Genomic DNA, 388 nt, shown 5'->3' on the forward strand with positions numbered 1-388 from the left:
GTTGTTCCTTCTAAAAGCTCAACAGGCAGGTTTGTTTCAAGTGGTAAATCGTTAAATTCACCTTCAACTTCTTTTGTTAAAATCTCAATGGCTTTTTTAGCAATTGACTCAATTGGTTGACGTATAGTTGTTAATCCAGGTAGGAAAGCTTGACTGGTTTCTGTTCCATCATATCCTATGACTTTTAGTTCGGTCGGAATTTCTTTTCCCCTTTTTTGTGCCTCAACTATAACAGAAGCAGCAATTAAGTCATCACTTGCAAAGATACCATCTACCTCTGGATGCTCATCGAAAAGTTTACAAATTACCTCTTGCTGAATTTTACGATCAAATGTATTTGAAATTTCATACGTAATCGGTGTCTTCCCCTGTTCATTCATGATATATT

Annotated in this window: 1 protein-coding gene; it reads right to left on the minus strand. The window is 35.8% G+C overall.

The window, feature by feature from the left end:
- Positions 1–388 (minus strand): substrate-binding domain-containing protein (locus tag AC1DWA_RS33690; protein ID WP_477917881.1); only part of this gene is annotated, 388 nt, incomplete at both ends.

This window comes from Rhodococcus sp. P4_F3_2, from assembly GCF_056401335.1.